A 25597-nucleotide genomic window follows, 5' to 3' on the forward strand; every position below is an offset into this window, starting at 1 on the left:
GGACATCGCGGACAGAGTCCGCTCCCACACAGGAGCTGGCTTTTCGTAGGGGCGAGCTTGCTCGCGAACAACCCCCGCTGCGGGGCTGGGGTTCGCGAGCAAGCTCGCTCCTACAGTGTCTGCATGCGTGTGCGACTCAATGCTTGAACATGATGTGCCGCGCCACGGTGTAGTCCTCCAGGCCGTACATCGACAAATCCTTGCCATAGCCGGACTGCTTGAAGCCGCCGTGGGGCATTTCGCTGCACAGCATGAAATGCGTGTTCACCCAGGTGCAGCCGTACTGCAGGCGCGCCGCGACTCGTGAGGCGCGTCCGACATCCTTGGTCCACACCGACGAGGCGAGGCCGTAGTCGGAGTCGTTGGCCCAGCGCACGGCCTCGTCCGCATCGCTGAACGGCGTCACCGACACCACCGGGCCGAACACCTCGCGGCGGACGATCTCGTCGTCCTGCTGGGCGTTGGCCACTACCGTGGGTTCGTAGAAGAAACCCTTGCCGCTGACCATCTTGCCGCCAGTGGCGATCTGGATGTGCGGGCTGGCCTTGGCGCGCTCGACGAAGCCGGAGACGCGGTCGCGCTGGGCCGCGGTGATCAACGGGCCGAGTTCGGTATTCGGGTCGTTCTGCAGGCCGGTCTTCAGGCTGGATACCGCGCTGGCCAGATCGGCGACGAAGTTGTCGTAGACCTTCTTGCCGGCATAGATACGGCAGGCGGCGGTGCAATCCTGCCCGGCGTTGTAGAAGCCGAAGGTGCGGATGCCGGCGATCACATCTTCCAGGTCGGCGTCGTCGAAGACGATCACCGGGGCCTTGCCGCCCAGCTCCATGTGCAGGCGTTTCACGCTGTCGGCGGCACTCTTGATGATCGCCTTGCCGGTGCCCACCGAGCCGGTCAGCGAGACCATGCGCACCAGGTCGTGGCTGACCAGCGGCGCGCCCACGCTCGGGCCACGGCCGAAGACCAGGTTGACCACGCCGGCGGGGAACAGCTCGGCGATGAATTCGGCTACGCGCAGGGCGGTCAGCGGCGTCTGTTCCGACGGCTTGAGCACCACGCAGTTGCCGGCCGCCAGCGCCGGGCCGAGCTTCCACGCGGCCATCATCAGCGGGTAGTTCCACGGTGCGATGGAGGCGACCACGCCCACCGGGTCGCGACGGATCATCGAGGTGAAGCCGGGCAGGTACTCGCCGGCGGCGGAGCCGGGCAGCACGCGGCAGGCGCCAGCGAAGAAGCGGAATACGTCGGCGATGGCCGGGATCTCGTCGTTCAGCGCGGCGGCGTAGGGCTTGCCGCAGTTGTCCGATTCCAGGCGGGCCAGCTCCTCGGCGTGTTCCTCGATACGGTCGGCCAGGCGCAGCAAGAGCATGGCGCGGTCCTTCGGCGCGGTCTGCGACCAGCCGTCGAAGGCGGCGTTGGCGGCGCGCACCGCGGTATCCACCTGGGCTTCGCTGGCTTCGGCGATCTGGCCGATCACCTCGCCGGTGGAGGGGTTGAGGATATCCAGCTTGGTGCCTTCACCGGCGACGAACTGGCCGTTGATCAGGAGTTTGGTTTGCATGGGGCTCCTCCTTCAATGGGTTTCCCCTCACCCCAGCCCTCTCCCGGAGGGAGAGGGGGCTGTCCTCTGCACGGTGGTATCCCGCTGCACGGATGCTCCCTCTCCCTTCAGGGAGAGGGGTGGGGAGAGGGCGTTTCGCAAAACGCCAGAGTCATTTCCCGCTCCCTGCCACATCACTGGTCCCGCGCGTCAGGTAGTACGCGCCGAGGATCGGCAGCATGGTGGCGAGCATCACCAGCATGGCAACGACGTTGGTGATCGGCACGTCGCGCGGGCGGGTCAGTTGGTTGAGCAGCCACAGCGGCAGGGTGCGCTCGTGGCCGGCGGTGAAGGTGGTGACGATGATCTCGTCGAACGACAGCGCGAAGGCCAGCATGCCGCCGGCCAGCAGCGCCGTGGCGATGTTCGGCAGGATGATGTAGCGGAAGGTCTGCCAGCCATCGGCGCCCAGGTCCATGCTCGCCTCGATCAGACTGAAGGAGGTGCGGCGGAAGCGCGCGATCACGTTGTTGTAGACGATCACCACGCAGAAGGTGGCGTGGCCGATGACGATGGTCAGGAAGCCGGGGTCGATGCCCAGGGTCTTGAACGCCGAGAGCAGGGCGATACCGGTGATGATGCCGGGCAGCGCGATGGGCAGGATCAGCATCAGCGAGATGCCTTCCTTGCCGAAGAAGTCGCGGCGGTAGAGAGCGCCGGCTGCCAGCGTGCCGAGGATCATGGCAATCAGCGTGGCGACGCAGGCGATCTTCACCGACAGCCAGATGGCGTCGAGTACGTCCCCGCGCTGAAACGCGATGCTGAACCATTTCAGGGTGAAGCCCTGCAGCGGGAAGCTGTAGGCCGACTCCTCGGTGTTGAAGGCGTAGAGCAGGATCACCAGGATCGGAAAGTGCAGGAACAGCAGCCCGCCCCAGGCCGCCAGGCGCAGGAACCAGGAGGGGCGGTCGGTGGAATGTGCATCAGAGCGCATCGAAGGCCCCCAGCCGCTTGGCGATGGAGAGATACACGGCGATCAGCACGATGGGCACCAGGGTGAAGGCTGCCGCCAGCGGCATGTTGCCCACTGCGCCCTGCTGCACGTAGACCATGGTGCCGATGAACAGCCCACTGGGGCCCACCAGTTGCGGGATGATGAAGTCGCCCAGGGTCAGGCTGAAGGTAAAGATCGAGCCGGCCACCACGCCGGGGAAGGCCAGCGGCAGGATGACCTGGAAGAAGGTCTGCCGCGGCTGCGCGCCGAGGTCGGCCGAGGCTTGCAGCAGCGTGGGCGGCAGACGCTCCAGGGCGGCCTGGATCGGCAGGATCATGAACGGCAGCCAGATGTAGGTGAACACCCAGAAGCGCCCGATGTGTGACGTGGACAGGGTGTTGCCGCCCACGCCGGGCACTTCCAGCAGCAGGTTGAGCAGGCCAAGCAGGTGCAGGTGCTCGATCACCCAGTAGAGGATGCCGCCCTTGGCCAGGATCACCGTCCAGGCGTAGGCCTTGACGATGTAGCTGGCCCACATCGGCAGCATCACGGCGATGTAGAAGAAGGCTTTTTCCTTCGGCCCGGCATAGCGCGCCATGTAGTAGGCGATGGGGAAGGCGAGGATGGCGCTGGCGATGGACACGGCGATGGCCATGCCCAGCGTGCGCAGGACGATGTCGTAGTTGGCCGGGTTGAACAGTGCCTGGTAGTTGGCCAACGTCAGGTCCGGCGTCACCGCCATGGTGAAGTCGTCGAAGGTGTAGAAGCTCTGCCACAGCAGGGCGAACAGCGAGCCGATGTAGATCACGCCGAACCACAGCAGCGGCGGGATCAGCAGCATCAGCAGGTAGAGTGTGCTGCGCCGGTAGAGGAAGGTGGAGATCGCCCTCATGACGGCGGTTCTTCCAGCAGCGGCACCAGCGCGCTACGCGCCCAGGAGGCGGTCACTGCGTCGCCGGGTTTCGGGCGCTGTTCCTCGCGCTCGCCGTTGGGCAGCGCGGCGACCAGGCGCACACCGTTCTCCAGTTCGATCTCGTAGCGGCTGCTGGCGCCCATGTACTGCACGTCGAACAAGGTGCCACTGACCTCCAGTTCGCCCTCACCGGCGCGGCCGAAGCGCACGTGTTCCGGGCGCAACGAATGTGGGCGGGACTCGCCGAGCAGGCGTTGGGCGAGATCGCCGCGCAGCACGTTGGCAGTACCGACGAACTCGGCGACGAAGCGCGTGGCAGGGCGACGGTAGAGGTTGCCCGGAGTATCGACCTGTTCGATGCGGCCCTTGTTGAACACGGCCACTCGGTCGGACATGGACAGCGCTTCGCTCTGGTCGTGGGTGACGAAAATGAAGGTGATGCCCAGCTGGCGTTGCAGTTTCTTCAACTCCACCTGCATCTGCTCGCGCAGCTTCAGGTCCAGTGCGCCGAGGGGTTCGTCCAGCAGCAGCACACGCGGGCGATTCACCAGGGCGCGGGCGAGCGCCACGCGCTGGCGCTGGCCGCCGGACAACTGCGCCGGCTTGCGCTTGCCGTATCCGGCGAGGGCGACCATCCCCAGGGCTTCCTCGGCGCGGTGGTAGCGTTCGGCCTTGGCCACGCCTTTCACCTTCAGGCCGTAGGCGACGTTGTCCAGCACGTTCATGTGTGGGAACAGCGCGTAGTCCTGGAACACCGTGTTGACGTCGCGCTCGTAGGGCGGCAGGCCCGCGGCTTCGTTGCCGTGGATGCGGATGGACCCGGAGGTGGGTTGCTCGAAGCCGGCGATCAGCCGCAGGCAGGTGGTCTTGCCGGAGCCGGACGGGCCGAGCATGGAGAAGAACTCGCCGTCGCGGATCTCGATGGACACGCGGTCGACGGCGCGCACCTCGCCATAGTGGCGGCTCACGTCGGTGAACTGGACGGCTGTGGTCATGCTGCGGGCTACCTGCGTGGCGGGGGCTGCATCAGAAAAGGTAGCGCATGGGGGCGGGGGTGCTTGCCGACTTGTGGGTGAGGTGGGGCATTTGTAGCGGCGACTGTTTTCTGGAGAGGTTTGTGCCAACGCATCCCCTCACCCCCAGCCCTCTCCCTCAGGGAGAGGGAGCCGTCCGTGCCGGCTGATGGCAAGGTTTCATCCTGCACCGAACGGTTCCCTCTCCCGCTTGCGGGAGAGGGTTAGGGTGAGGGGCTTTTGATCCGGCAGGGGGATCACCTCCCACCCATGATCGCAATGTAGTCCTGCGTCCAGCGGCTGTACGGCACGCACTGCCCCTGGGCGCACTTGGCCTGCGGGGTCTTCCAGAAGGCGATGCGGTCGAACTGGTCGTAGCCATTGCTCGCGCAACCCTGGGCGCCGAGCAATTGGCTGCCGGTGCAGCCGGCGGGGGCGGCGGGCACCGAGCCGAACCAGGCGGCGACATCACCCTGAACCTTGGGTTCCAGCGACCAGTTCAACCACTTGTAGGCGCACACCGGGTGCTTGGCGTCCACGTGCATCATGGTGGTGTCGGCCCAGCCGGTGACGCCCTCGGTGGGGATGGTCGAGGAGATCGGCTGCTTCTCGCCCTGCAGCGCGTTCACCTGGTAGGGCCAGGAACCGGAAGCGGCCACGCCTTCGTTCTTGAAGTCGCTCATCTGCACCGTCGCATCGTGCCAGTAGCGATGGATCAGCTTCTGCTGTTCGCGCAGCAGCTTGAGGGCGGCGGCGTACTGTTCCTCGTTGAGTTCGTACGGGTCCTGGATGCCCAGCGCGGGCTGGGTGGTCTTCAGGTAGAGCGCCGCATCGGCGATGTAGATCGGGCCGTCATAGGCCTGCACGCGGCCCTTGTTGCTCTTGCCGTCGGGCAGCTTCTGCTCGCTGAACACCACGCTCCAGCTGTCGGGCGCCTTGGGGAAGACCTTGGTGTTGTACATCAGCACGTTCGGCCCCCATTGGTAGGGCGTGCCGTAGTGCTGGCCATCCACCGTGTGCCAGGGCGCGTCCTGCAGGCGCTTGTCGACGTTCTTCCAGTTGGGCACCAGGGCGATGTTGATCGGCTGCACGCGCTTGCCGTAGACCAGCCGCAGCGAGGCATCGCCGGACGCGGTGACGAGGTCGTAGCCACCCTTGGCCATCAGGCTGACCATTTCGTCGGAAGTGGCGGCGGTCTTCACGTTGACCTTGCAGCCGCTGTCCTTCTCGAACTGGCTGACCCAGTCGTAGTTCTTGTCGCTCTCGCCGCGCTCGATGTAGCCGGGCCAGGCAATGATATCCAGCGCCCCTTCGGGGTTGCCGAGCTGCTTGAGTGCTTCTGCCGCCTGCAGCGAGGCGCTGGAGAGCAGGCTGACGCCGGCGAAGGCCAGTGCCGCGGCTTTCACTAAGGACAATTGCACGGATGACATGGACGGACTCCTGTTGTTCTTCGTGTGGGAGCCACTGCGGAACCAGCGCGCAGAAAAATGGCACCTCCGTTGACCGCTGCATGTCCATAGCGAATGGGCACGCTCTTGCAGCGTAGTTCCGGCCCCGGAGGCTGACAAGAAAGCCTCCGGCACCCCGCAAAGGCCCGCCGCATGGCGCTTGCGGCCCCAAACGGGGCGGGCCGGGGTGGCTGGCCGGGAAAAGTGCACCAAGCGGGTGCGTGGCCTCCGGGCAGCCTTTGCAAGTCATTGAACCAACAGGAAATCGACCTCTGGCACGGGCCTTGCGATGGCCTTCGCAGCCGAGGACGAGCGGCAACAAGGAGTAGAAGATGGCTCGGGTGTTCTATGACGAAATGCATGACGCCGCTGGCGCCTGCCGACCGCACTACACGGAGTTCGCCCGCTGGCTGGCGGACATGCCCGGCGAGCATCTGCAACAGCGCCGCCGCGAGGCCGACCTGCTGTTCTATCGCGCCGGGATCACCTTCACCCTCTATGGCGACGACCAGGGCACCGAACGCCTGATCCCCTTCGACACCATCCCGCGGAGCATTCCCGCCAGCGAATGGAAGATCATCGAGGCTGGCTGCATCCAGCGGGTACAGGCGCTCAACCTGTTCCTTGCCGACCTCTACCACGACCAGCGCATCCTCAAGGAAGGCCTGATCCCGCCCGAGCAGGTGCTGGCCAACGACCAGTACCAACTGGCGATGCAGGGCCTGGACGTGCCCGGCAATGTTTACGCGCACATCGCCGGCATCGATCTGGTGCGCGACGGCAACGGCGCCTACTACGTGCTCGAGGACAACCTGCGCACCCCCAGCGGCGTCTCCTACATGCTGGAGAACCGCAAGATGATGATGCGGCTGTTCCCCGAGCTGTTCTCCGCCCAGCGCATCGCCCCCATCGACCACTACCCGAACCTGCTGCTGGATACCCTGCGCAACTCCAGCCCGCTGGATAACCCCAGCGTGGTGGTGCTGACGCCGGGGCGTTTCAACAGCGCCTACTTCGAGCACGCCTTCCTTGCCCGCGAGATGGGCGTGGAACTGGTGGAAGGCGCCGACCTGTTCGTCCGTGACGAGCGCGTCTACATGCGCACCACCGCCGGCCCGCAGCAGGTGGACGTGATCTACCGGCGCATCGACGACGATTTCCTCGACCCGCTGGCCTTCAACCCCGACTCCATGCTCGGCGTGCCCGGCCTGCTGGCCGCCTACCGTGCCGGCAACGTGGTGCTGGCCAACGCCATCGGTACCGGCGTGGCGGACGACAAGTCGGTCTACCCCTACGTGCCGGAAATGATCCGCTTCTACCTCGACCAGGAGCCGATCCTGCACAACGTGCCGACCTGGCAATGCCGCCGCCCGCAGGACCTGTCCCACGTGCTGGCGCACCTGCCCGAACTGGTGGTGAAGGAAGCCCAGGGCTCCGGCGGCTACGGCATGCTGGTCGGCCCGGCGGCTACCACGGCGGAAATCGAAGCCTTCCGCGCGCGTCTGATGGCTCGCCCTGAGGCCTACATCGCGCAGCCGACGCTGAGCCTGTCGACCTGCCCGACCTTCGTCGAGAACGGCATCGCCCCGCGGCACATCGACCTGCGGCCCTTCGTGCTGTCCGCGCCGGACAACGTGCGCCTGGTGCCGGGCGGGCTGACCCGCGTGGCGCTGCGCGAAGGCTCGCTGGTAGTGAATTCGTCACAGGGTGGCGGCACCAAGGACACCTGGGTGGTGGAGGACTGATCATGCTGAGCCGTACCGCTTCTGATCTCTACTGGATGTCGCGTTACCTGGAGCGCGCCGAAAACCTCGCGCGCATGCTCGACGTGTCCTACTCGCTGTCGCTGATGCCCCAGGACGGCCGCGGCGATGGCCTGGAAGAGCTGGCCATGCCGCTGCTGATCACCGGCAACCTCGACGCCTATCTCGCCCGCCACGGCGAGCTCCACGCCGAGCGCCTGCTGAACTTCTTCGCCCTGGATGCCCAGAACCCCACCAGCATCTATTCCTGCTTCGGCGCCGCCCGCGCCGGGGCGCATGCGGTGCGCGGGCGCATCACCACCGACATGTGGGAAAACATCAACGCCACCTGGCTGGAGATGCGTGATATCGCCCACCAGGGCCTGCTGCGCTACGGCATCAGCCACTTCTGCGAATGGGTGAAGGACCGCTCGCACCTGTTCCGCGGCGCCACCTTCGGCACCAGCATGCGCAACGACGCCTTCCACTTCATCCGCCTGGGCACCTACATCGAGCGCGCCGACAACACCTTGCGACTGCTCGATGCGCGGCATCAGGTGCTGGGCGAACACAGCGCCGGCCCGGCGGAAGGTTCCGCCCGTGGTTACTACCAGTGGACGGCATTGCTGCGCGCGCTCTCGGCCTTCGAGGGTTACACCGAGCTTTATCGCGATGCGCTGAACGCACGGAACATCGCCGAACTCCTGCTGCTGCGCGAGGACGTCCCGCGTTCGCTGCTGGCCTGTGCCGAGGAACTGCGCCAGATCCTCGCCAGCCTGCCGGGCGCCAACGGTCGGCCGGCCCAGCGCATGGCCGCCGAACTGGAGGCACGGGTGCGCTACACCGGCATCGACGAGGTGCTTGGCGCCGGCCTGCACACCTGGATCACCGACCACATCGGGCTGGTTCGCCAGCTCGCCAACGCCATTCACAGCTCGTACCTGGAGGCCGCATGAAACTCTCCATCCGCCACGACACCACCTACCGCTACGAAGACCAGGTGCGCGCGAGCATCCAGTACCTGCGCCTGACCCCGCAGGAAAGCGAGCGCCAGCACGTCCTGGACTGGCAACTGCACCTGCCGCGCCCGGCGCACCCGCAGCGCGATGCCTACGGCAACATCCTCCATGTGCTGACCCTCGACGAGCCCCACGAGGCCATTGCCATAGCCGCTCACGGCAACGTTGAAATCGACGTGGAGAACGAGCGCGAGCACGATCACCTGTCGCCGTTGCCGTTCCTGCGTGGCACGCGCCTGACCCAGGCCGACGGCGCGCTGCAGGAGTTCGCCCGAGCCCAGTGTGCCGAGCGGCGCGACCGCAAGGCGATGATCCGCCTGATGCAGGCGCTGAACGAGCGCATCGCCTACGTGCCCGGTTCGACCCAGGTGGACAGCACCGCCGCCGAAGCCTTTGCGGCCGGGCAAGGGGTCTGCCAGGACCATGCCCACGCCTTTCTCGCCTGCCTGCGCTATCTGAGCGTGCCGGCGCGCTACGTTTCCGGCTACCTCTACACCGACAGCGAGGAGCACCTCGCCAGCCATGCCTGGGCGGAGGCCTGGCTGGACGATGCCTGGTACAGCTTTGACGTGACCAACGTGCTGGACCGTCCTGAACGCCACCTGAAACTGGCGGTGGGCCTGGACTACCTCGACGCTTGCCCGGTGCGGGGCATGCGTCGGGGTGGCGGCGGTGAGCAGATGCACGCCCGCGTCACCGTGGCGCCTGGGCATCTCCAGCAGGCCCAGCAGATGCAGCAATGAGCGGGCGTGGCGAAAGACCGGGCACCGGCTTAAGATCGGTGCCAGCTTTCCCGTTCCCTGAACCTGCCATGAGAACGCCATGACCTATTGCGTCGCCATGAACCTCGCCCAGGGCCTGGTCTTCGTTTCCGATTCGCGCACCAATGCCGGCGTCGACAACATCGCCGTGTTCCGCAAGCTGCACATCTTCGGCACACCCGGCGAGCGCCTGATCGTGGTGCAGAGCGCCGGCAACCTGGCCACCTCGCAATCGGTGATCAGCACGCTGCGCCTGCGCATGGGCAGCGACGGGCCGAACCTGGGCAATGTCGAGAACCTGTTCGAGGCGGCCCGGCTGGTGGGCTCGACTCTGCGCGAGGTGGTCGATCACGATGAGAACATCGGCCAGAACCAGGGCGTCGACCTGGGTAGTTCGTTCCTGGTCGGCGGCCAGATCGGCCAGGAAGTGCCGCGTCTGTTCAACGTCTATCCGCAGGGCAACTTCATCGAGTCCTGCCGCGACACGCCTTACTTCCAGATCGGCGAAAGCAAATACGGCAAGCCGATCATCGACCGCGCCATGAGTTACGCGACACCGCTGGAACAGGCGCTGCGCTGCGCGCTGATCAGTTTCGACTCGACCATCCGCAGCAACCTCTCGGTGGGCATGCCGCTGGACCTGCTGGTGTATCGCGAAGGCAGCCTGGAGGTGCCGGCGGGGTATCGTATCCAGGAGGGCGATGCGTATTTCGAGGGCATTCGCGGGCAGTGGGGCGCCGGGCTACGTCAGTTGCTTGGCGAACTGCCGGCGCCGCCGGGGGATTACTGGCACTGACGTTTCGCTGCGGGCCGGGTTTTGGGGATAGTGCTGTAGGGTGCATAACCTGGAACAGGTTATCCGCCGATATCGATAAGACGGATAACGCTGGCGCGTTATGCGCCCTACAAAGAGCCCCGGCTTCTAGCCGCCAACCTTCACCTTGCGCCCCGCCATGTGCTTCAGGTAAGCGACGATCTGATCCAGCTCCTTGTCGCTGATCGCATCCGTCGCAAACCCTTTCATCCGCGCTTCCGGCCAGTGCCGCAGGCTCTGCGGGTCGCGGATGTACTGCTTGAGATAGCCCGCGGCGAAGTATTCGGTCGGGTTGTGCGGGATGTTCAGGTCCGGACCGAACTGCGAGTCCCCGGCACCGTTCAGGCGGTGGCAGGCCAGGCAGTTCTTCTGGAACTGGACAAAACCGTCCTGCACTGGCTTCGGTGCGCTCTTCGCCGGCAGCAGCGCCGGGAAGCGTTCGGCCAGCGGCTTCAGGTAACGGATGCTGGCAACCTGGAACGGCCACTGCTCCGGGCCTATGCCGGCGGCCTTGGGATCGCTCCACACAAGGTAGAACGGCCCGGCGGACGGCTTGCCGTCGCCGAGTTTCGGCCAGGGCCTATCGGCTTCCTCGATGGCCAGCCAGGCGCGCGAGCCTGTGTTCTCCAGCAGCGGCGCGGCTGGCAGCTCGGCGGCGAATCCATCGAGCGCCACTGCCTGCAGGTGATCACCGGGCTTCACGCCTTTGAGCAGCGCGGCCAGTGGCACCGCGCGGTAATGCATGGTGCGGTTGTAGGAAACGTCGGCGGGAATCTCGATGTCCTGCGCCTGGGGATCGGCCAGCAATTGCTCACTGGTCAGGCTGTGCTTGCCATCGGGCAGTTCGAGGGTGAGCGTCGCGGCGAAAGCGGTGGGGCAGAGCAGGAGCAGCGTCAGCAGCAGTGGGCGCATGGTCGCATCCGTGGCGGAGTGGGCCGCGGAACATTAGCAGAGGTGTGGGCGCCGCAGGAGATGGGTGGCTCCCGCGCTGCGTTGACCGTGGCGCGCGGATGGCGGCACGCGGTACGCAGCGACGGGGTAGCCGGGTGTTGGCCCTAGCCGACCAGACGACTCAGATTGGGGATGATCAGTACAACGGTGGTTGCGAAGACGATCAGGCTTGCCTGACGCCACTTTCTCGATTGTTTGTCCATGATGTCCTTCCGCCTTTCTTGTTCTTGGCACGGCCACCCACGGCCTGTTGATAGTGGCGCGCATGCCTTGGCTTCTGGTGACTCCCGCCGAGCCGGCAAAACCCGGCAACGGCACTTTTCGCATCATCTGCACACTTTTCATTCACTGCATAACGGAGTCTAAGCCTAGTGCCGCGCGGGCTTAGACCATCTTGCAGCAAGTGATGCAGCTTCAGGCATATTCCCTCTATATGACTGGAACGTGACAACGCGGTTCAGCTTTTCGACCGCTCGTCCGTTCCCGCCGAAACCCCCTTTCCAGAGCTTTCGGCTCGATCACCTCCGGTCGGTCGCTGAGCGTGGCGGTCAATTTTGCTGAGCGCTGCGGTCATTGCTCCCTGCCGATACGCCGCTAAGGTAGGCCGACACGCCACGCCTGCGTGACGACAACTCTAAGAGAGAACGCCATGACCGAAGCATTCATTTACGACGCGGTGCGTACTCCCCGCGGCAAGGGCAAGAAGGACGGCGCGCTGCACAGTGTCAAGCCGGTCAACCTGATGGCCGGCGTGCTGCGCGCACTGCAGCAGCGCAACCAGCTGGATACCGCCCAGGTCGACGACATCGTCCTGGGCTGTGTGACCCCGGTGGGCGACCAGGGCTCGGACATCGCCAAGACCGCTGCGCTGGTGGCCGACTGGGACGAGCAGGTCGCCGGCGTGCAGATCAATCGCTTCTGCGCCTCGGGTCTGGAGGCGGTCAACCTGGGCGCCATGAAGGTGCGTTCGGGCTTCGAGGACCTGGTGGTGGTCGGCGGCGTCGAATCCATGTCTCGCGTGCCCATGGGCTCCGACGGCGGCGCCTGGGCGCTGGACCCGGAAACCAACCTGCACACCAGCTTCGTGCCCCAGGGCATCGGCGCCGACCTGATCGCCACCCTGGAAGGCTTCAGCCGAGCTGACGTCGACGCCTTTGCCCTGCGTTCCCAGCAGAAGGCCGCCAAGGCCCGCGCCGAAGGACTGTTCGCCAAGTCCCTGGTGCCGGTGACCGACCAGAATGGCATCGTCCTGCTCGACCATGACGAGTTCATTCGCGGCGACTCGACCCTCGAAGGCCTCGGCGCGCTCAAGCCCAGCTTCGAGATGATGGGACAGATGGGCTTCGACGCCACCGCGCTGCGCAAGTACAGCTTCGTCGAGCGCATCGAGCATGTACACACGCCGGGCAACAGCTCCGGCATCGTCGACGGCGCCACCGCCATGCTCATCGGCTCCGAAGCCAAGGGCCGCGAGCTGGGCCTGAAGGCCCGCGGGCGCATCGTCGCCACCGCGGTGACCAGCACCGACCCGACCATCATGCTCACCGGCCCCGCGCCGGCAACCCGCAAGTCGCTGGCCAAGGCTGGGCTCAAGGCCGAGGACATCGACCTCTATGAAGTGAACGAAGCCTTCGCCTCGGTGGTGATGAAGTTCATGAAGGACATGGGCGTGCCGGAGAGCAAGGTCAACGTCAACGGCGGCTCCATCGCCATGGGCCACCCGCTGGGCGCCACCGGCTGCATGATCCTCGGCACCCTGCTGGACGAGCTGGAGCGGCGCAACCTGCGCTACGGCCTGGCCACCCTCTGCGTGGGCGGCGGCATGGGCATAGCCACCATCATCGAACGTATTTAAGGATCGATCATGGGCAACTGCGCTCGGCCATGCCGCGTTGGAAGCTCTCCGGGAATGCTCATTGGCTACAGCCAACTCCGCTTCCCGAAGAGATTCCGCCCTGCCTGACCTTCGCTCGTGACGCCCCTGAAGCGATCCCCCAGCATGGGAAGCAAACAAAAATGACTGACGCCATCCGTTACGAGAAAGGCCAGGACAACATCGTCGTCCTGACCATGGACATGCCTGGCCAGAGCGCCAACACCATGAACGGTGTCTATCGCGAGGCCATGGCCGCCACTGTCGCGCGCCTGGAAGCCGAGAAGGACTCGATCGCCGGCGTGGTGATCACCTCCGCGAAGAAAACCTTCTTCGCCGGCGGCGATCTCAATGAACTGATCAAGGTCACCAAGGCGGACGCCAAGGCCTTCTACGAAGGCATCCTGGTGCTCAAGGGCCAGCTGCGCCGCCTGGAAACCCTTGGCAAGCCCGTAGTTGCCGCCATCAACGGCGCGGCGCTGGGCGGCGGCTGGGAAATCTGCCTGGCCTGCCACCACCGCATCGCCCTGGACGAAAGCCACGTCCAGCTCGGCCTTCCGGAAGTCACCCTGGGCCTGCTGCCCGGTGGCGGCGGGGTAGTGCGCATGGTGCGCCTGCTGGGGCTGGAGAAAGCCCTGCCGTATCTGGCCGAAGGCAAGAAAGTGCGCCCGGACCAGGCGCTCAAGGCCGGCCTGATCCATCAGTTGGCCTCCAGCCGCGACGAGATGCTGAGCAAGGCCCGCGAGTGGATCGCCGCCAACCCGGCCGCCAAGCAGCCATGGGACAGCGCCGGCTACAAGATCCCCGGCGGCACGCCGTCCAGCCCGGCCGTGGCACAGATGCTCGCCATCGCCCCGTCCGTGCTGCGCGACAAGACCAAGGGCTGCTTCCCGGCACCGGAGAAGATCATGTGCGCTGCCGTGGAAGGCGCCCAGGTGGACTTCGATACCGCGCAACTGATCGAGGCGCGCTACTTCACCGAGCTGATCACCGGCCAGGTGGCGAAGAACATGATCGGCACCTTCTGGTTCCAGCTCAACGAGATCAACGCCGGCAAATCCCGTCCGCAAGGCATCCCGCCGCAGCAGACGAAGAAGGTCGGCGTCGTCGGCGCCGGCATGATGGGCGCGGGCATCGCCTACGTCTCGGCAGCCGCCGGCATCGAGGTGGTGCTCAAGGACGTTTCCGTCGAAGCGGCGGAAAAGGGCAAGGCGTACTCCACCGGCCTGCTGGACAAGAAAGTCGGCAGGGGCCAGATGACGGCCGAGAAACGCGACGCCTTCCTCGCCCGCATCAAGCCGACGGCCAGTGACGCCGATTTCGAAGGCTGCGACCTGATCATCGAAGCCGTATTCGAGGACCGTGGCCTGAAGGCCAAGGTCAGCGCTGCTGCGGAAACCGCCGCGCTGCCGGACGCGGTGATCGCCTCCAACACCTCGACCCTGCCGATCACCGGCCTGGCCGAAGCCGTGGCGCAGCCGCAGAAATTCATCGGCCTGCACTTCTTCAGCCCGGTGGACAAGATGCCGCTGGTGGAAATCATCCGCGGCGCGAAGACCGACGACGCCACCCTGGCCCGGGCCTTCGACTACGTCCTGCAGATCAAGAAGACCCCGATCGTCGTCCACGACAGCCGCGGCTTCTTTACCTCCCGCGTGTTCGGCACCTTCACCAACGAAGGCCTGGCCATGCTCGGCGAAGGCGTGTCCGCCGCGATGATCGAGAACCAGGCGCGCCAGGCTGGCATGCCGGTAGGCCCGCTGGCGATCAGCGACGAAGTCTCCATGAGCCTGATGACCCATATCCGCGAGCAGACCCGCAAGGACCTGGAAGCCGAAGGCAAGCCATTGCCGAAGCATCCGGCCTTCGCCGTGGTGGACCTGATGGTCAACGAGTACAAGCGCCCGGGCAAAGCCGCCGGCGCCGGTTTCTACGACTATCCGGCCAACGGCAAGAAGCATCTGTGGACTGAGCTGAAACAGCGCTTCGAGAAGGCTGACGCGCAGATTTCCGCCGAGGACGTGCGCGACCGCATTCTCTTCGTGCAGGCTATTGAGACGGTGCGCTGCGTGGAGGAGGGCGTGCTGACCTCCACCGCCGACGCCAACATCGGCTCGATCTTCGGCATCGGCTTCGCGGCCTGGAGCGGCGGTGCGCTGCAGTTCATCAACCAGTACGGCCTGAAGGACTTCGTCGCCCGCGCCCAGTACCTGGCCGAGCAGTACGGCGAGCGCTTCCTGCCGCCGGCGCTGTTGCTGGAGAAAGCGGCGCGGGGCGAAAGCTTCTGAGTCGGTTCCTTCGAGAGCCCCTCACCCTAACCCTCTCGCGGAGGGAGAGGGGACCGTTCGGCGCAGGGTGAAACCGTGGCATCAGCCGGCACGATCCGCCCCCTCTCCCTCTGGGAGAGGGCTGGGGTGAGGGCAATCGACTTGCACGGACTTTCAACCGCTCTCTAAAACCGGCCCGCATGGCCGGTTTTTTCTCGTCTGCGCAGCCCATAGAATGGCGTCTTTCCGCCCATCAGGACCGCACCGATGACCGCTCCCGCCCTGTTGATCATCGATATGCAGAACGGCATGCGCACCAGCCCCGAGTCGCGCAACAACCCGCAGGCCGAACGGCGCATCGGTGAGCTACTGGCAGCCTGGCGCCAGGCAGGCTGGCCGGTGGTTCACGTGCGGCACATTTCCCGTACACCAGGCTCACCGTTCTGGCCCGGCCAGCCCGGCGCGGAATTCCAGCCGGAGCTGGCGCCGCTGAAGCACGAGCACGTGGTGGAGAAGAACGTCCCCGACGCCTTCATCAACAGCGCCCTGGAACGCTGGTTGCGCGTGCGCGGCATCGAGTCGGTGGTGATCTGCGGCGTGAGTACCAACAACTCGGTGGAATCCACGGCCCGCACCGCGGGCAACCTGGGCTTCTCTACGCAGGTGGCGGCGGATGCCTGTTTCGCCTTCGACAAGCGCGATTTCAACGGCGTGCTGCACAGCGCAGAGGAGGTCCACGCCATGTCCCTGGCCAATCTGCAAGGCGAATACGCCCAGGTAGTGGACGCGAACTCGGTTCTGCGCGAGCGGTCATTGGACTGAATCCTTGCCAACCGGCCGTCACCCTTGTGCGCCGGTGCAATTGAAGGAAGTCGGTTTTTCCGGTATTTCCCCTGAAATTCCTGCACAAGAATCGGCTTCGGCATCTTGTGCGGTGAAAAAATAGGGCGTAATTTTCACGCGCGTTTCATCAGTGTCAGGATAACCACTCTTATCAGCCGCCAACCCCCCAGGAATCACCCCTGCATGTCGTTGCACATCTGCATTCTGGAAACCGACATCCTCCGCCCCGAACTCATCGATCAGTACAAGGGCTATGGCTGGATGTTCCAGCAACTGTTCGCCAAGCAACCCGTTCCGGCCGAGTTCAAGGTCTACAACGTGGTGGAAGGGCATTACCCGCCCGATGATGAGAAGTTCGATGCGTACCTGGTGACTGGCAGCAAGGCGGACTCCTTCGGCACTGATCCCTGGATCCAGACCCTCAAGGACTACGTGCTCAAGCTCTACCAGCGCGGCGACAAGCTGCTGGGCGTGTGCTTTGGCCACCAGTTGCTGGCGCTGGTGCTGGGCGGCAAGACCGAGCGTGCCAGCCAGGGCTGGGGCGTGGGTATCCACGACTACCGCATCGAGGAGCAGCCGGAGTGGATGAGCCCGTCGCTGGGTGATGGCCTGACCCTGCTGGTCAGCCACCAGGACCAGGTCACCGAGCTACCCCACGGCGCGCGCCGCATCGCTTCCAGCGATTTCTGCCCGAATGCTGCCTACGCCATCGGTGATCAGGTGCTGTGCTTCCAGGGCCACCCGGAGTTCCAGAGCGACTATTCCCAGGCGATCCTGGAACTGCGCAAGCACATCTTCAGCGAGCCGGTGTTCCAGTCCGGTATCGATAGCCTTGCGCGCCCGCACCAGGGGACGGCGGTGGGTGAGTGGATGATGCGCTTCGTCCAGCAGGGCAGCGACGAGAAGAAAAGAGCCGAGAAGAAAAGCGCGGCCTGATTTCTGCCGTGCTGACTGAAAACGCCGCTCAGATGAGCGGCGTTTTCGTTTGCGCAGATGTCAGGCTGAACAGTTTTTGTAGGATGGGTGGAGCGCAGCGACACCCATGCAGGCCGATGCGTACCATTCGATGAGTATCGCTGCGTTCCACGCCATCTTACGTTCCGCGTCGCCGAATGGCCGCCAATGGTCTCTATAGCCAATCCGCCTGCTTGAAGCTGATGTATAGCCCGACGCAGCCCAGCGCCAGCAGCCCCATGATCAGGAAGTAGCCGTAGTGCCAATGCAGTTCCGGGATGTATTCGAAGTTCATCCCGTAGATACCGGCCACGGCGGTGGGGAAGGCGAGGATGGCCGCCCAGGCAGCGAATTTGCGCTGCACCACGCTCTGCCGTGAAGACTCCAGCGCCAGCCCGACCTCGATGGTCTGGCTGGCGACATCGCGCAGGGTAGTGAGGTCTTCCAGCAGGCGGTTCACGTGGATCGCCACGTCGCGGAAGTAGGGGCGCATCTGCTTGTCGATGAAGGGGAAGTCCAGGCGCTGCAGTTCCTGGCAGATTTCCACCATGGGCGCGGCGTAGTGCTTGAGCTTGAGTACCTCGCGGCGCAGGCCGTAGATTTTCTCGATCTGCTCCTGGGTCAGTGACTTGCGCAGCACTTGTTGCTCCACTTCCTCGATCTCCTCGCGTATGGCCTCCACCACCGGTTCGTAGTTGCTCATCACGAAATCCAGCAGGGCGTAGAGCACGAAGTCGGTGCCATGGGCCAGCAGCAGCGGCCGGGCTTCGCAGCGTTGCCTGACCTGGGCATAGGACTGGGAGAAACCATGGCGTGCACTGATGATGTAGCCGATGCCGGCAAACAGGTGGGTTTCGACGAACATCAGCCGGCTATCGGCGCGGATCGGCGAATAGATGACGATGAACAGCGCATCGCCGAAGGTTTCCAGCTTCGGCCGGCTATGCTTTTCCAGGGCGTCGGAGACAGCCAGTTCGTGGAGATTGAACTGCCGTTGCAGGTTGAACATTTCTTCCGGCGTTGGCTCCTGCAGGCCGGTCCAGACGAAGTGATCGGGCTGGCAAGCCCAGCGATAGCCGTCCTCAAGCGGGATGTCGGAAACCTTGCGGCCCTTGCTGTAGACGGCGGAAGCGATGACTCGGCCCATGCTGAAACCCACGCTGCTATCGGATCGGTCGGGAATCGTTCTGCAGGATTTGAGTGTTGGCCAGCCTGGCGAGACGCGCCAGTGACGTGCAGTCAGGAGTGGGGAGTGAGGGCGGCCTGGATACCTTGCAGCGCGACGGGCACCGCCTGGTTGAATCGCTCGAAGAGCCCGTTGCGGTCGACATTGTCCACTGGAGCACGGCGGGCGCCGTCGAAGCCGGCAGTGAGCGCCGTGACCACCAGGATCACGATGGTGTAGAGCCCCAGGGCAGCGAGGGCGCCGTTGCGGGCATAGCGGTGGGCTTGGCGGTTCATGCTGGCGACTCGGGTTCCGGGATGGGATGGCCCAGTGTCGCTTTGGTTATTTCGATTGAATAACGATGATGGTTGGTTCCCGGTATCAGGCGAATTGATAGATGGTGGTGCAACGGCCAGGCGCAAGGCTGCGGGTGGCGGGACCTCGTCGGATGTTTCCGGGACTCTGGCGGTCTTCATGGCTGCTTGACCCTCGTCAAGGAGGGGGAGGCTACCGGGCGTAGCTTGGATATCAGGTGGTGGCGCGAAGCTGCCACGGACACCCCGGACGCAAGGAACTCCCCATGATTCGATACGTTGAAGGCGACATTCTGCTGAGCAAGGCCCAGGTCATCGCGCACGGCATTGCGCCGCAGGACCATTTCGACAGCGGCCTGGCGCTGGACTTGCGCGAGCGCTGGCCGTCGATGGTTCGCGACTACCGTCATGCGTCGCACTCGAATGCGCCCAAACCGGGTGCGATCTGGATCTGGTCGGGCGTGGACGCCGATGGCTCCACCCGCTGCATCGTCAACCTGCTCACCCAGGGCATGCAGGGCGAGGGGCGCGGCGCAAAGCCAGCCGGAGCGACACTGGAGAATGTCAGCCATTGCCTGAAGGATTTGGCCAAATACCTGCAGAGCGAGCGCATCGAAAGCGTGGCTCTGCCCTGTCTGGCAACAGGGGTTGGCGGGTTGGAGTGGAAGGAAGTCAAGCCGCTGGTGGAGCGTTACCTGGGAGACCTGGCCGCCACTGTGTGGGTCTACGAGACCTACCGCCGGGGAGTCGAGGCCGCCGAAAGGCCCTGAGACTGCGTCATCGACTCTGAAAAGCCCGGCTTCAGGCCGGGCTTTCGGCTTCGGGCTCGACTGCATGACGTCACCTGCTGCAGGCGGCTGGAGGGGCGTAAAGGTCTTAGCCCTGCTTGGCAGCGGCTTCGACATTCACCTTGCTGGCAGACTGCTCGGACTGTTGCTGCTGGATGGCGGCCTGGGTCATGTGAACCATGCGGTCCTGCATCAGCGGGGACTCTTCGGCGAAGCTGGCTTGAGCGGCAAAGGCAGTAGCGGCGGCCAGGACGCTGGCGGCGATGATGTTGAGTTTCATGATGAACACCTCCGGTTGGTTTTGCTTGGGTTCATCTATAGATTAATGCGTAATAATTTTTGAAAAATAGCAAACAGGATTAATCAGTGTTGCTTTTTGGGTAATAATTTGGGCATGAAAAAGCCCGGCACAGGCCGGGCTTTGCGTTCTCGGGCGATCAGGCCAGGTGGTTCTTGTCCAGCTCGATGGACTTGTCGAGGGTTTCCAACAACTGCTTGCGCACCTTCAGCTTGGTATTGCGGTGGGCAGTCATGTTCAGCTTCTTCAGGTGCTGTGCGGCTTCCAGGGCGGCGGCCTGGAGCTGTTCGGCCGGCACCACCTTGTCGAGGAAGCCGGCATCCACGGCGTCACGCGGGTTGAACATCTCGGCATTCACCACCGAGCGGGTGAAGGCGGAGCGGCGCAGGCGATCACGGGCCAGCTCAATGCCGACGTGGTGCATGGTCATGCCGATGGCCACTTCGTTCAGGCCGATCTGGAACGGACCATCCACGCCGATGCGGTAGTCCGCCGAGAGCAGAATGAACGCGCCTTTCGCTACCGCGTGACCGGTGCAGGCGACGATGATGGGGAAAGGGTGGGAAAGCATGCGGCGCGCCAGGGTCGAACCGGCAGCGACCAGATTCACGGCGTTTTCAGGCCCGGAGGTCATCACCTTGAGGTCATAGCCGCCGGAGAGGATGCCGGGCTGGCCGGTGACGATGACGATGGCGCGGTCCTTCTCCGCCTGGTCCAGGGCCTGGTTGAAGGCTTCGATGACCGCGGGAGAGATGGCGTTCACCTTGCCGTTGTTCAGGGTCAGGGTGGCGATGCCGTCTTCGAATTGGTAGCTGATCAGCTCACTCATGGCAGAGAGTCCTGGGTTGGAGTCCGTGGGTTGAAGTGGGCCAGAACATACTGAGGCGGACCTGGAGCGTAAAGCGTTTTGACTGACTGGTGGGTCATCCAGCGGCCACTAAATTCGGGCGATATCTGTGCGCTGTGCACGCAAATTCTCGCAGCTCTCATAGAGAGGTCGAGGGTGTGCTGTTAAGCTGCCACTATCCCTGCGCCCCGCTCTCGCACAATCCAGGATGTGCCTTCCATGTCGAAGATTCTCAAGTGGTCTCTTTTTGCTATCGTTGCGATTGCCTTGATCATCAAGGCGTCGCTCTGGCTCTCTGTGCGCAGTGTGGTGAACGACGCAATCGCTCGTGTTTCGCCATTCATGGAGATCTCCTACGGTGGCATTTCCTCGTCCTTCGACGGTCGGGTGGGGCTGCAGAACGTGGTGATCAGGGTGCCAATGGCCGGTGACAGCCTGAAGGTTTCCCATGCACAGTTGAAGTTCAATGGCCTGCGCGAACTGCTCAGCTTCAAGGAGCGCCTGGGCGAGGGCAAGCTGCCGGAGCAGATGGCGGTGGACCTGAAGGGCGTTGAACTGCAGATTCATGGCCCGTTCATGCAGTCGCTGTACGCCCAGCCGGCGGAGAAGAGCGCCTTCACCGCCATGAGCGAAGTGGCCTGCGGCAACGTACGCAACATCGGTGTCGATGAGTTGCTGCAGATGGGTTACCGCACCCTCGAATCGGACATCGAGTTCTCCTACCGCCTGCAGCCGGGCGCGCAGACCCTGACCTTCGACCTGCGTAGCGACACCCGCGACATGCTGGACATGCACACCAGCATGACGCTGATGAACGTCTCCGAGCGCCCGGGCGATATGCGTGTGAATCCGCCGCGGGTGTCTCAGGTCGTCGTCGAGATGAATGACAACCAGTACCAGCGCCGAGTCAGCGAATTCTGCCGGGGCAAGCTGGGCGTGGACCAGAAGGCGTATACCGCGCTTTCGCTGGAACAGTTCGACAAGGCGCTGCGCCAACAGCGTATCGCCCTGGACAAGCCGGTGCTCGAGGCTTACGGCCGTTACCTAGAAGACCCGCGCTCGCTGCGCGTTGAGCTGACCCCCAGTGAGGGTATGGCCTGGGACGGCCTGCAATTTTTCGAGCCCAAGGATGTGATTCAGATGCTGCATCCGGTCGTCTTAGTAAACCAGCAGTCGGTTACACCGCTGGGATTCGCCTGGGTCGATCCGCTGAAGAAAAAAATCACGCCGGAAAGCCAATATCAAATGGTTTCGGCCCAAGAAACGGTTGAGTCGCAGGCCAGAACGCAGCAATATGAGTTCGTTAGCGTTGAAAGCCTTGCCCAGTACACCGGCAAGCGCCTGCAGTTCATCACGTTCGATGGTGCCTATTACCAGGGTGTGCTGCACAAGGTGGAGAACGGTCGAGCCTATATCACGGTCCTGATGGGGACCGGCTCGGCAGAAATGTTCCTCCGCCTGAACAAGATCAATCAGGTGCGGGTCATGTTGTGAGGCCCCCGGAAGGAGAGAGCAAGTGAGTGAGTCGTTGTCCATCCAGCATGATGAAACCAGCCACCAGTTCGTAACGACTGTTGATGGTCATCGCGCCTATCTGGCCTACATGGATCTGGGCAAGCAGACGCTCGACATCTATCGCACTTTCGTTCCGGACAGCCTTCGCGGCCGCGGCATCGCCGCCGCCCTCACCGAACACGCGCTGCAGTTCGCCGAGCGCAAGGGCTACAGCGTCATCCCGTCGTGCTCCTATGTGGAGCGCTACCTGGAGCGCCGCCAGCGCCACACTGATACTGCGCTCTGATCATCAGGGCGCAGAAATGAAAAGCCCGGCCAATGCCGGGCTTTTTTATGCCTAATGGAATTCCATTTCCGGCAGAAGTTCTGTAGGAGCGAGCATGCTCGCAAACGGTGTTTCTACCCAGCGTCAAGCGATTCGCGAGCAGGCTCGCTCCTACAAAAAGCACCGGTGCAGAATTTGCCAAAGAAAAAGCCGGGCATCTGCCCGGCTTCTTCCTATCCGCTCGAAGCGTCAGCCGCGCTGGCGCTTGGGCAGGACGTCCTTGAGCTTGGCATGCATGCTGCGCACTGCCTTCTCGGTGGTGTCCCAGTCGATGCAGGCGTCGGTGATCGACACGCCGTATTTCAGCTGGCACAGATCCTTCGGGATTGGCTGAGCGCCCCAGCCCAGGTGGCTTTCGACCATCAGGCCGACGATGGAATTGTTACCTTCGGCGATCTGGTTGGCGACGTTGTCCATCACCAGCGGCTGCAGGGCCGGGTCCTTGTTGGAATTGGCGTGGCTGCAGTCGACCATCACGTTGAGCGGGATCTTCGCCTTGGTCAGTTCCTGCTCGCACAGGGCGACGCTGACCGAGTCATAGTTCGGCTTGCCGTTGCCGCCGCGCAGCACCACGTGGCCGTAGGCGTTGCCCTTGGTGGTGACGATGGAGACGCCGCCTTCCTGATTGATACCCAGGAAACGGTGCGGGCTGGAAACCGACTGCAGGGCGTTGATCGCCACGGTCAGGCTGCCGTCGGTGCCGTTCTTGAAGCCGACCGCCGAGGACAGGCCGGAGGCCATCTCGCGGTGGGTCTGGGATTCGGTGGTGCGCGCGCCGATGGCCGACCAGCTGATCAGGTCCTGCAGGTACTGCGGGGAGATCGGGTCGAGCGCTTCGGTGGCGGTGGGCAGGCCCATCTCGGCGAGGTCGCGCAGCAGCTGGCGGCCGATGTGCAGGCCGTCCTGGATCTTGAAGGAGTCGTCCAGGTACGGGTCGTTGATCAGGCCCTTCCAGCCGACGGTGGTACGCGGCTTCTCGAAGTACACGCGCATCACCAGGAACAGGGTGTCGGAGACTTCCGCGGCCAGCACCTTCAGGCGCTCGGCGTATTCGTGGGCGGCCTTGATGTCGTGGATCGAGCAGGGGCCGATCACCACGAACAGGCGGTGGTCCTTGCCGTCGAGGATGTCGCGGACGACCTGGCGGCCATTGGCGACGGTGCGCAGGGCGGCATCGGTCAGGGGGATTTCGCGCTTGAGCTGCTCCGGCGTGATCAGTGTCTCGTTGGAGGCAACGTTAAGGTCGTCGATCTGTAAATCAGCCATCGTGGTACTCAATCAGGTCACGGGTGCCGGCCGCCAGAAATCCCCGTGCGATGGGGCGCAGGCAAATGTGTCGCTAAGGGGAACCCGAACCTTAACCGTTCAGGCGTGACCTCGACAATGGCTCGATGCAGGAAAGTGCCCGCAACACGGGCATTTGCGCAACTTTCTGCGCGACGTCGATCAGACCGCGCAAAACAATGGGAAGTCCGCGGCGTTCTGCGCGATCCACTCCAGTGCCAGGTCCTCGAAAGGCAGGCTGTTGCCGCTGGCCCGCTCCCGCTGGCGGCGGTACTGCTCGATCTGGCAGACCTGCTCCACCATGCGTGCCCGGAACAGCGTGTCCTCGTCGATGAAGGCGATGCCCACGCGATAGTCGCTGGCCTGCTTGCGGCTCCAGGCGATGATGCCGGGGTAGCGGGCGGAGTCGCCCAGCAGGGGGATGCGCAGTTCGATGGAGGTGCCGCGGCGAAAGCCCCGTGGCGAATTGCACGCGACACCGCCCAGGCTGATATTGTGCAACCGCTGGCGCGGCAGGAAAGTCTGTTTGCGGATGACCAGCTCGACCGGAAAATCGCAAGGGTGACGCAGGAACTGACGCATGACGGAACGCTCCGACTGCAATCTTTATAGTGGTGGCACCTTGAGTATAGTGCCGGCCCTGGAGCTGACCGACCTGGATGCCGACCGCCGGCTGCTGGAGCTGCCGGGCGCGTCGCTGCTGATTTTCACTGGAGAAGGCTGCTCCACCTGTCGCTGGGCGCGGCAGGCTCTGCCGCAGTTCCACCTGCCGGTGGCTCGCCTGTGCTGGATCGACGCCGGGCACAGCGGTGGCCTGGTCGAGCGCTATGAAGTTTTCCACCTGCCTTCACTGTTCCTGGTGTGCGACGGCCACTTCCTGGGCGCTATCCATGCCCCCCTGCGCCCCGAACCCCTGATCCAAGCCCTGCGCGATGCCCTGTCGCGCCCTGCTGAGGAGTTGCCTTGATGAATCTGCGAATCGGCATCATCGGAACCGGCGCCATTGGCGGTTTCTACGGCCTGATGCTGGCCCGTGCCGGCCACGACGTGCATTTCCTGCTGCGCAGCGAATACCCCGCTGTCGCGCAGAACGGTCTGCGCCTGAACAGCCAGGTGCATGGCACGCTGAGCCTGGCGCCAGTGAATGCCTATGCCGACGTGGCGAAGATGCCGCCCTGCGATTGGCTGCTGGTGGGCGCCAAGACCACCAGTAACGCCGACCTCGCGCCGCTGATCATTCAGGCCGCTGCACAGGGTGCGAAGGTCCTGCTGCTGCAGAACGGCCTCGCCGTGGAAGACGAATTGCGGGCTCTGTTGCCCGAGCACATCCATCTGCTGGGTGGACTGTGCTTCATCTGCGTGCATCGCGCCGAGCCGGGTGTGATCGAGCACCAGGCCTTCGGCGGCGTCAACATCGGCTATCACTCCGGCCCTGCCGACGAGGCCGAGGCGCGCCAGGCGATAGTGGAGGAGGGCGCCGCACTGTTTCGCAGCGCGGGCCTGGACTCCAACGCCATGCCCAACCTGGAGCAGGCGCGCTGGCAGAAGCTGGTCTGGAACATCCCCTACAACGGCCTCTCCGTGCTGCTCGACAGCGGCACGCGGGCGATCATGGACAACCCTGACAGCCGCGCCCTGGTCGCCGAGCTGATGGAAGAAGTCATCGCCGGCGCCGCCGCCAGCGGGCATTCGCTGCCTCCGGGCATTGTTGGCGCCATGCTCAGCTCCACGGATGCCATGCCTGACTACCTGCCGAGCATGTACCATGACTTCGCCCAGCGCCGACCGCTGGAACTGGGCGCTATCTACGCGGCGCCACTGGAAGCTGCACGCCGGGCCGGGTGCGAACTGCCGAAGATCGAGGCGCTGTATCGCGCGCTGCGCTTCATCGACGCGCGCAACCAGGCTCGCTGACGAACGCCGGGGGAA

Annotated in this window: 25 protein-coding genes; 13 read left to right on the forward strand and 12 right to left on the reverse strand. The window is 64.2% G+C overall.

All coding sequences use genetic code 11. From position 1 onward, the window contains the following. Positions 1-136: 136 nt before the first annotated feature. The 5 genes from LDJ84_RS11335 to ydcS all read right to left on the reverse strand — a co-directional run bounded on the left by LDJ84_RS11335 (position 137) and on the right by ydcS (position 5890). The gene (locus LDJ84_RS11335) at positions 137-1561 is read right to left on the reverse strand and encodes a gamma-aminobutyraldehyde dehydrogenase (protein ID WP_169887874.1); all 1425 of its coding nucleotides are present in this window, start codon (positions 1559-1561) and stop codon (positions 137-139) included. 151 nt (positions 1562-1712) lie between these two features. After that, complete coding sequence (locus tag LDJ84_RS11340; RefSeq protein ID WP_024765448.1) at positions 1713-2534, reverse strand: ABC transporter permease; 822 nt, start codon at positions 2532-2534, stop codon at positions 1713-1715. Continuing rightward, positions 2524-3426, reverse strand: coding sequence for an ABC transporter permease (locus LDJ84_RS11345; protein ID WP_226046331.1), 903 nt, complete (start codon positions 3424-3426; stop codon positions 2524-2526). Before LDJ84_RS11345 ends, LDJ84_RS11340 begins: the two co-directional genes overlap by 11 nt. Continuing rightward, positions 3423-4442, reverse strand: coding sequence for an ABC transporter ATP-binding protein (locus LDJ84_RS11350; protein WP_024765450.1), 1020 nt, complete (start codon positions 4440-4442; stop codon positions 3423-3425). The genes LDJ84_RS11345 and LDJ84_RS11350 overlap by 4 nt, the downstream gene beginning before the upstream one ends. Before the next feature lie 275 nt (positions 4443-4717). Further along, positions 4718-5890 carry a putative ABC transporter substrate-binding protein YdcS gene (gene ydcS / locus LDJ84_RS11355; RefSeq protein ID WP_089285848.1) on the reverse strand — a complete coding sequence of 391 codons (1173 nt, stop codon included), beginning with the start codon at positions 5888-5890 and terminating at the stop codon, positions 4718-4720. Between the two features lie 350 nt (positions 5891-6240). Between ydcS and LDJ84_RS11360 the strand changes: the two genes are divergently transcribed. The 4 genes from LDJ84_RS11360 to LDJ84_RS11375 all read left to right on the forward strand — a co-directional run bounded on the left by LDJ84_RS11360 (position 6241) and on the right by LDJ84_RS11375 (position 10226). Continuing rightward, positions 6241-7653 (forward strand): circularly permuted type 2 ATP-grasp protein, encoded by a 1413-nt coding sequence (locus tag LDJ84_RS11360; RefSeq protein ID WP_024765451.1) that lies wholly within the window; start codon positions 6241-6243, stop codon positions 7651-7653. A gap of 2 nt (positions 7654-7655) precedes the next feature. Continuing rightward, a complete protein-coding gene (locus LDJ84_RS11365) occupies positions 7656-8606 on the forward strand; it encodes an alpha-E domain-containing protein (RefSeq protein WP_065327624.1) in 951 nt (316 codons plus the stop codon). Continuing rightward, positions 8603-9412, forward strand: a complete 810-nt coding sequence (locus tag LDJ84_RS11370; RefSeq protein ID WP_037010443.1) for a transglutaminase family protein — start codon at positions 8603-8605, stop codon at positions 9410-9412. Before LDJ84_RS11365 ends, LDJ84_RS11370 begins: the two co-directional genes overlap by 4 nt. A gap of 79 nt (positions 9413-9491) precedes the next feature. Next, entirely contained in the window at positions 9492-10226 is a 735-nt protein-coding gene (locus tag LDJ84_RS11375) for a proteasome-type protease (RefSeq protein ID WP_024765453.1), read from the forward strand. Positions 10227-10352: 126 nt separating this feature from the next. Here the strand turns inward: LDJ84_RS11375 and LDJ84_RS11380 are convergent, their stop codons facing one another. Beyond that, the gene (locus LDJ84_RS11380) at positions 10353-11156 is read right to left on the reverse strand and encodes a cytochrome c (RefSeq protein WP_065084138.1); all 804 of its coding nucleotides are present in this window, start codon (positions 11154-11156) and stop codon (positions 10353-10355) included. A gap of 688 nt (positions 11157-11844) precedes the next feature. Between LDJ84_RS11380 and LDJ84_RS11385 the strand changes: the two genes are divergently transcribed. The 4 genes from LDJ84_RS11385 (at position 11845) to LDJ84_RS11400 (ending at position 17114) form a co-directional block, all read left to right on the forward strand. After that, the gene (locus tag LDJ84_RS11385; protein ID WP_226046332.1) at positions 11845-13050 is read left to right on the forward strand and encodes an acetyl-CoA C-acetyltransferase; all 1206 of its coding nucleotides are present in this window, start codon (positions 11845-11847) and stop codon (positions 13048-13050) included. A gap of 161 nt (positions 13051-13211) precedes the next feature. After that, positions 13212-15356: a 3-hydroxyacyl-CoA dehydrogenase NAD-binding domain-containing protein gene (locus LDJ84_RS11390; protein ID WP_226046333.1), complete on the forward strand. Its 2145-nt coding sequence runs from the start codon at positions 13212-13214 to the stop codon at positions 15354-15356. Between the two features lie 246 nt (positions 15357-15602). Next, positions 15603-16157, forward strand: a complete 555-nt coding sequence (locus LDJ84_RS11395) for a cysteine hydrolase family protein (RefSeq protein ID WP_024765456.1) — start codon at positions 15603-15605, stop codon at positions 16155-16157. Between the two features lie 204 nt (positions 16158-16361). Then, positions 16362-17114, forward strand: a complete 753-nt coding sequence (locus LDJ84_RS11400; protein ID WP_024765457.1) for an amidotransferase — start codon at positions 16362-16364, stop codon at positions 17112-17114. A gap of 193 nt (positions 17115-17307) precedes the next feature. Here LDJ84_RS11400 and LDJ84_RS11405 read toward each other — a convergent pair whose 3' ends face one another. Further along, positions 17308-18279: a magnesium and cobalt transport protein CorA gene (locus LDJ84_RS11405; protein WP_017516914.1), complete on the reverse strand. Its 972-nt coding sequence runs from the start codon at positions 18277-18279 to the stop codon at positions 17308-17310. Between the two features lie 92 nt (positions 18280-18371). Beyond that, positions 18372-18593, reverse strand: a complete 222-nt coding sequence (locus LDJ84_RS11410) for a hypothetical protein (RefSeq protein ID WP_037010437.1) — start codon at positions 18591-18593, stop codon at positions 18372-18374. 284 nt (positions 18594-18877) lie between these two features. Here LDJ84_RS11410 and LDJ84_RS11415 point away from each other — a divergent pair, with 284 nt between their 5' ends. Further along, positions 18878-19381, forward strand: coding sequence for a macro domain-containing protein (locus LDJ84_RS11415; protein ID WP_084359124.1), 504 nt, complete (start codon positions 18878-18880; stop codon positions 19379-19381). A gap of 106 nt (positions 19382-19487) precedes the next feature. Here LDJ84_RS11415 and LDJ84_RS11420 read toward each other — a convergent pair whose 3' ends face one another. Together LDJ84_RS11420 and LDJ84_RS11425 are read right to left on the reverse strand one after the other, a co-directional pair. Further along, positions 19488-19679, reverse strand: coding sequence for a hypothetical protein (locus LDJ84_RS11420; RefSeq protein ID WP_024765460.1), 192 nt, complete (start codon positions 19677-19679; stop codon positions 19488-19490). A 157-nt stretch (positions 19680-19836) separates the two neighbouring features. Next, complete coding sequence (locus LDJ84_RS11425; protein WP_038803681.1) at positions 19837-20526, reverse strand: crotonase/enoyl-CoA hydratase family protein; 690 nt, start codon at positions 20524-20526, stop codon at positions 19837-19839. 237 nt (positions 20527-20763) lie between these two features. Here LDJ84_RS11425 and LDJ84_RS11430 point away from each other — a divergent pair, with 237 nt between their 5' ends. Both LDJ84_RS11430 and LDJ84_RS11435 read left to right on the forward strand, forming a co-directional pair. Then, positions 20764-22038 (forward strand): hypothetical protein, encoded by a 1275-nt coding sequence (locus LDJ84_RS11430; RefSeq protein ID WP_170859573.1) that lies wholly within the window; start codon positions 20764-20766, stop codon positions 22036-22038. Positions 22039-22060: 22 nt separating this feature from the next. Further along, positions 22061-22345 (forward strand): GNAT family N-acetyltransferase, encoded by a 285-nt coding sequence (locus LDJ84_RS11435; protein ID WP_024765462.1) that lies wholly within the window; start codon positions 22061-22063, stop codon positions 22343-22345. A 228-nt stretch (positions 22346-22573) separates the two neighbouring features. Here LDJ84_RS11435 and LDJ84_RS11440 read toward each other — a convergent pair whose 3' ends face one another. Continuing rightward, positions 22574-23650 (reverse strand): 3-deoxy-7-phosphoheptulonate synthase, encoded by a 1077-nt coding sequence (locus tag LDJ84_RS11440; RefSeq protein ID WP_024765463.1) that lies wholly within the window; start codon positions 23648-23650, stop codon positions 22574-22576. Between the two features lie 180 nt (positions 23651-23830). Further along, positions 23831-24250 carry a PilZ domain-containing protein gene (locus tag LDJ84_RS11445; protein WP_024765464.1) on the reverse strand — a complete coding sequence of 140 codons (420 nt, stop codon included), beginning with the start codon at positions 24248-24250 and terminating at the stop codon, positions 23831-23833. Between LDJ84_RS11445 and LDJ84_RS11450 the strand changes: the two genes are divergently transcribed. Both LDJ84_RS11450 and LDJ84_RS11455 read left to right on the forward strand, forming a co-directional pair. Further along, on the forward strand, positions 24249-24635 hold the full coding sequence (locus tag LDJ84_RS11450; RefSeq protein WP_226046334.1) for a thioredoxin: 387 nt from the start codon (positions 24249-24251) through the stop codon (positions 24633-24635). The genes LDJ84_RS11445 and LDJ84_RS11450 overlap by 2 nt on opposite strands. Next, positions 24635-25582 carry a putative 2-dehydropantoate 2-reductase gene (locus LDJ84_RS11455; protein WP_226046335.1) on the forward strand — a complete coding sequence of 316 codons (948 nt, stop codon included), beginning with the start codon at positions 24635-24637 and terminating at the stop codon, positions 25580-25582. Before LDJ84_RS11450 ends, LDJ84_RS11455 begins: the two co-directional genes overlap by 1 nt. Positions 25583-25597: the final 15 nt, after the last annotated feature.

Source organism: Pseudomonas sp. HS-18 (genome assembly GCF_020401845.1).
Taxonomy (GTDB): domain Bacteria; phylum Pseudomonadota; class Gammaproteobacteria; order Pseudomonadales; family Pseudomonadaceae; genus Pseudomonas; species Pseudomonas nitroreducens.